Source organism: Chamaesiphon sp. OTE_20_metabat_361 (genome assembly GCF_031364565.1).
The window spans coordinates 1-4,562 of the sequence record NZ_JANLWO010000229.1; the positions used below are offsets into that span (position 1 = coordinate 1).

General features: G+C 46.6%; 4 protein-coding genes, 1 tRNA gene and 1 pseudogene. 3 read left to right on the top strand and 3 right to left on the bottom strand.

Annotated features, from left to right (window positions below):
- Both RMO35_RS06675 and RMO35_RS06680 read right to left on the bottom strand, forming a co-directional pair.
- Positions 1-523 (bottom strand): annotated as a pseudogene (locus tag RMO35_RS06675) (hypothetical protein); the annotation flags it as partial.
- 54 nt (positions 524-577) lie between these two features.
- On the bottom strand, positions 578-1,234 hold the full coding sequence (locus RMO35_RS06680; RefSeq protein WP_309739513.1) for a hypothetical protein: 657 nt from the start codon (positions 1,232-1,234) through the stop codon (positions 578-580).
- Between the two features lie 172 nt (positions 1,235-1,406).
- On the opposite strand from RMO35_RS06680, the gene RMO35_RS06685 reads away from it, so the two are divergent.
- Positions 1,407-1,480 (top strand) — tRNA-Arg (locus RMO35_RS06685).
- A gap of 44 nt (positions 1,481-1,524) precedes the next feature.
- Here RMO35_RS06685 and RMO35_RS06690 read toward each other — a convergent pair.
- Entirely contained in the window at positions 1,525-1,704 is a 180-nt protein-coding gene (locus RMO35_RS06690) for a hypothetical protein (RefSeq protein ID WP_309739514.1), read from the bottom strand.
- On the opposite strand from RMO35_RS06690, the gene RMO35_RS06695 reads away from it, so the two are divergent.
- Both RMO35_RS06695 and RMO35_RS06700 read left to right on the top strand, forming a co-directional pair.
- Complete coding sequence (locus RMO35_RS06695; RefSeq protein ID WP_309739515.1) at positions 1,690-3,945, top strand: ComEC/Rec2 family competence protein; 2,256 nt, start codon at positions 1,690-1,692, stop codon at positions 3,943-3,945. The genes RMO35_RS06690 and RMO35_RS06695 overlap by 15 nt on opposite strands.
- Before the next feature lie 341 nt (positions 3,946-4,286).
- Positions 4,287-4,460 (top strand): hypothetical protein, encoded by a 174-nt coding sequence (locus RMO35_RS06700; RefSeq protein WP_309739516.1) that lies wholly within the window; start codon positions 4,287-4,289, stop codon positions 4,458-4,460.
- Positions 4,461-4,562 lie beyond the last annotated feature (102 nt).

The window sequence follows — 4,562 nt, forward strand, 5'->3', positions numbered from 1 at the left end:
GCTCAGCTCTAGCCGGGATCGTCGTCAACCAACACCCGAGCGTCAAACCGACCGCTACTACTCCAGCGACGATCGTCCATTGCTGCGGTACCAATCGAACATCTCGATCGAGAATTGCCAACCGGACCCCAGCAATTAAAATCAGATAAAATAATACAAAAAATGGATTGCCAGCAGAAGCAGCCGGGTTTAACTTCCAAGCTACTTCCCACAGCACAAACCATAAGTTACCTACAAAAAAGCTCGCAATTGCGATCGCAAATAGTAGCCACACTGCTTTGCCACCAGCGATATATTCACTCTGCCAATTTCGCCAACACAGCCAGCCAGAGATGATTAAGGCAATTTCTTCTAAGCTAATAGTGGACAAAACAAACCAACTCGGACGTGCGGTAGCTGGCTCGACGACGCTAAAGTTTAGATAAAGTATCAAGGCAATTGCCGACCAAACTAGCCCCCAATAAATTACTAATTCCCCACGGAGCCAATCGCTGTTTAATTTTTCTGGTGAGTATTTAGTCATTAGTTGGGATGTATGGGTTGGCAGATTCAGTAGCTCGTTAGGATCTAAAGATCGCTAGATATCGAGGGTGTCTACTAAGCTCGATCGCAGCAATTCTGGCATTGATTCGATAATCTCGATCGCAATTTTTTTTCCGAATTGATGACCGATTTTTTGTTGAGTGAGGTGATACAGTTGTCGATCGAATGTTTTGAAATCTAACTCTGTCCATTTTAGTAATCTAGTAGGAGTCAGTGGATCTAGCTCTAATAATCGATCGACATCTGTTCGAGATTGGAGCTGTGGAGTGTGGGCAACTAAATTTTCGGCAAATACTGTTAATTGTCTGGCACCTACTAAGTCTTGCCACTGCAACCAGAGTTCTTGAAATAGCCACAAGCTTGCCTGTTGTAATTCCAACCTTGGCTCACGCTGAAGATCGTTTCGCTGTGCTGGCTGCACTGGTTGAGCAGAGCCGCGATCTAACGCCCATAATGAATAATAACCAACTTCCCCAACTAGCAAATATCTATCTATTACTGCCGGATTGTAAATGCGATCTAACGACATGAGATGCTGCCATTGGTGTTGAGCTGCATCCAGCTTGTGAGTGCTAAAAGCTTGCAGGAGGTCGTATTTTCGATTTTGATAAGTGAGCCTCAATCCTGGTATTCCACGATTAGGAAGGGTAGCAATCTCAATATTTACTAATCGTGGATCGGTGATTGACATCTTGGCAATAAAAAATATATTATTATTTAATCTCAAATCTTCCCAAATTACCTAGAGTAATATTGCCGAGATCGCCATGCGACCGATCGCCCAAAAGGCAGTATTTTCATAGATTTAACACTTGACATCGCTGTAATTTTAATTAAAGTGTGTTAGGATATGGGGCTAGTGTGGGTGAATAGCTCAGTTGGATAGAGCAACTACCTTCTAAGTAGTCGGTCGGGGGTTCGAGTCCCTCTTCACCCGTAAATTTCAATCCTCACTATCTAGTTATTGCCAAAGTTAAAGTTTTAGCTGGGTCGAATGGCATACTTTGGCATGACAACCAATATGAGACGAGCGGTACTATCTAGATTCTGCATGTTGAGGAGTACAAAGTTGAAATAGAGTCGATCGCTGCTGCTAGATAATAGAGTAATATCGATCGGCGATAACTTCACACTGATAACTGCCTGATGCGGAATACCCAAGCTGCGATCTTCCTCTGTCTGGCTTACGTCGTTGGTTTACTCATTACCTTCAATCCGTGGGTGCGATGGGGACTGCTGGTGGTGGCAATTCCGCTAGTGTGGCTACTGCCAAGATTTTGGAAAAAGAGTCCCAACTGGCAATTTTTGGTAGCGACGATCGCGATCGTCGGCTGTGCTAGTTTTTATCTAGAGTTACGCGTCCCCAAACCTGCCAGTAATGATATCAGTAACTATATCCCCGCTACTGCCGAACGCGGTACGACGCAATTTACCACCGTCCAAGGAATTGTCGATAGTTATCCCCGCGTCACCCGCAGTCAAAATGGTCAATTTTGGCTCAATGCCACTCAGCTAAATGAGATCCAGGGCGAGCGATTGCGCCCTGCTGACGTGAGTAGAGCGGTAAGTGGTCGGGTATACGTGACAGTGCCATTACAGAGCGTGACGGGCTTACAGCCTGGGGTAGCGGTGTCGATTACGGGCACCTTGTATCGACCGGAAGTAAATGCCAACCCTGGTGGATTTAGTTTTCGCGATTATCTCAGTCAATCGGGGGGCTTTGCGGGGATGCGCTGCGACCAATTGCGGGTACCGAATGAAAGTCAGACCCAGCAATGGAGCTGGGGCAAGTTGCGCGCGCGAATTGCCGCCGCACAAGTGCAGTGGCTGAATGTCCCCATTGGGCCATTGGTGACGGCGATGGTGCTAGGATCGGAAGCAGTAGATTTACCATTTGAGTTACGCGATCGGTTCGTCAGAGTTGGCTTAGCTCATGCACTAGCCGCGTCTGGATTTCAAGTCTCGCTGATCCTCAACGCGATCCTTGCCCTCACCCGCAAGCGATTATCGGTAGTAGCACAGTCAAATGTCGGTGGCTTAGCTTTACTCATTTTCCTCGGTTTGACTGGCTTCCAGCCTGCGGTAGTGCGCTCTGTGGTGATGGGGATGGCAGTCCTGGTCGGGCTGCGAACTCAGCGGAAAATTAATCCCCTCAGTTCGTTATTTTTGGCTGGCACGTTATTACTAATTATTAATCCCTTATGGATTTGGGATATTGGTTTTGAGCTGAGTTTTTTGGCAACATTAGGATTGATTGTCACTGTCGAACCACTACAGCAAAAGCTCGATTGGCTGCCCCCAACGATCGCCGATCTGATTACCGTACCACTAGCAGCATCGATTTGGACATTACCAATTCAACTGTATGTATTTAAGGTATTTCCGCTCTATAGTTTACCTGCAAATGTTCTCACTAGTCCCCTGATTAGTATTATCAGCATCGGTGGGACGATCGGGGCATTAGTTGGTGCGATAATTCCAATTTTTGGTAGTGCGATTTCCTGGCTGTTATATTTACCAACACAGCTTTTAATCGGGATAGTTAATTTGTTTAATTATCTACCTGGGGCATCATTTGCGGTCGGTCAAATTTCGATTTGGCAATTAATCGCTTTATATGCCCTGATCTTAGGTGTGTGGCTAGTGCCGAGCTGGCAGCAAGATTGGAAAATACCCACGGGTATCGGGCTATTGGTCGTAATCGTGCCATTAATTATCTGGAAAACCACCGAGTTACAAATTACCACTTTAGCCAGTAACGATCGGCAAATTTTAGTCATCCAAGATCGCGGCAAAACCATCTTAATTAATAGCGGCAATGAAAGTATTGCCAGATTTACGATCGCACCATTTCTTCAGCAGCAAGCAGTCAATCGAGTTGACAGCGCGATCGATTTCAATCTCGATGCACCTGCGATCGGTAGTTGGCAAACCCTAGCGCAAATGGTCGCGATCGACAAATTTTATCAGATTGGGGATAATAGTACTCCTAGCGAAATAATTAAATTTGAACCATTATTACTCGGTAAAACTCGTAAATTCGATCGAGTCGAAATTACGACGATTAAAACTAATCCCGTCATCTTCCAAATTGCCATTCCCGAAGCCAGTCAAAAATGGTTGGTTATCGGCAATGATACTGGCGATCTGACCCAATCGGCGATCGATCTCGAACAACTCACCCCCTCATCAACGTTGTACTGGAGCGGCGGTAGACTCACCGAAAAATCGATCGCCAAAATTCGTCCCCAAGTAGCCATCGCTGCCACCGCCAATCCCGATCCCGAAACAATCAAGCTCTTAGAAAAGAATCAAGTTCGAGTCTACTACACCGGGCGCGACGGGGCAATTCAATGGACGCCTGCGGGTCAGTTTAAGCCCTATTTGGAAGGAGAGGGGTAGGAGGAGTGGCAGTTCGGCTCACTTCGACTTCGCTTAGTGCAAGCCGCTCACTGACCGGGTACTGGGAGACGGGGGGACGAGGGGAACTTAATCTCTTACCTCTTACCTTTTACCCCACATTCCGCTAGTTCGACCACTCAAATATTCTAATTACTAAAAATATTGTCTTATGACCGTCACCCCTCCAGATAATAGAGCAGTTGTTACATAGTTCGATCGGGGCATTATAAGTCTGTAGGTTGGGTTGCGGATGCGCAAAAAGTCGGATTTCCCGACGCGGACAGCGCAACCTGGCAGAAGAATGAAACTAGAGCGTACCCAAACTATTTTTGGGAGTGAAAATGACATTAAATCGCGTATTGCAGCTTGCACTATTAACAACAATCCCGCTGTTCGTGTGCGCGCTAGACATCCGAGCCGTGTCAGCAGATTGTATCGATATTCAGTCAGAAGGCCTGCGAGGATCTGGTAGTGGTTTAGTTGCCAACGAACGGTTTTTGGCGTTGCTGGATTAAGGTATGATTAACAGCGATCGAGAGTAGAAATCAGCAGCCAGTAGAGGAGGTAGAATGATGGAATGTCCTGTGCTTGGGTCGGTTGCATGGACGGGGAACCCG

What these genes read in the sequence shown, in the direction of transcription:
- RMO35_RS06680 (WP_309739513.1), bottom strand. Translation starts at nt 1,234, where the DNA reads ATGTCAATCACCGATCCACGATTAGTAAATATTGAGATTGCTACCCTT.
- RMO35_RS06695 (WP_309739515.1), top strand. Translation starts at nt 1,690, where the DNA reads ATGCGGAATACCCAAGCTGCGATCTTCCTCTGTCTGGCTTACGTCGTT.
- RMO35_RS06700 (WP_309739516.1), top strand. Translation starts at nt 4,287, where the DNA reads ATGACATTAAATCGCGTATTGCAGCTTGCACTATTAACAACAATCCCG.